Here is a 937-nt window from a genome sequence, read left to right as displayed (position 1 = left end):
TCCATTGGCCCTCAACCCCCTAATTAGGCTTACCGTACAATGTTGTATGATTCGCAGATGGACTCTTAGAAGGGGTCAGTTTGGATATCGAAAATTATTGTACTATAAGGACTTCCCCGGCATGTCAAAGCCGGTATTTATGGTTTCTGTCTGCTCTTCAGTAAAAATAAAGGGGAGAGACTGCGGTACTATAAACGGCCATGATGAATCGTCATCGATTCGGGCCCTGATGAAAGACGCGCGTGAGGTTCTTGTTCGTTAAGCGGATACGTATATCCTGTACAATAGCCAGATAGGCCTCACGGGGTCTAACCCTTTATCATCAACGAATTGCAGGTCAGATGGTTATACAGCTTCGAGCTTTAGTTGACTGAGTACAGCCGGAAATCATCACCGTAATGTAGTGATGCCCAACACAGCCGCGCATTTTTGGCGGCGATGGCCACAACAGCCCGCCAGTACCCTCTGCGCTCAACCAACATACAAACCCAACGGCTGAATGGGGTCGTCTCAGAAAACGGAATCTATGGTCACTCCCGTTTTTGCAACACCGATTTTGACGATAAGTTGGCTTGCTTGAATCTATCCGGCGTCTGAATGGGATTTTATTCCCGCGCCTCGATGAGTTCCGCGCCTGATGAACCTCCAGAAAATATACGGCTTCAGCGAGCCTTTCCGTTTTACAGGTTCCTCAACAGGCCGGTGGGCCGTTTGTATCATCAATATCAGTATTCGCAAAACCAGATGAATGATTGTTTAAACTGGTGTATTTCTGCCTTTATGCTTGGGGTCGTCTCAGAAAACGGAATCTATGGTCACTCCCGTTTTTGCAACACCGATTTTGACGACAAGTTGGCTTGCTTGAATCTATCCGGCGTCTGAATGGGATTTTATTCCCGCGCCTCGATGAGTTCCGCGCCTGATGAACCTCCAGAAA

The 937-nt window shown here is 47.7% G+C and carries 1 pseudogene; it reads right to left on the bottom strand.

Going from position 1 to position 937, the window contains the following annotated elements:
- Positions 1–362: 362 nt before the first annotated feature.
- Positions 363–503: pseudogene (locus F0Q32_RS25420) on the bottom strand (IS110 family transposase); the annotation flags it as partial.
- Between the last annotated feature and the right edge of the window lie 434 nt (positions 504–937).

This window comes from Pseudocitrobacter sp. 73, from assembly GCF_008369545.1.
Classification (GTDB): domain Bacteria; phylum Pseudomonadota; class Gammaproteobacteria; order Enterobacterales; family Enterobacteriaceae; genus Pseudocitrobacter; species Pseudocitrobacter vendiensis.
This window is presented reverse-complemented; position numbering and strand designations above follow the sequence as displayed.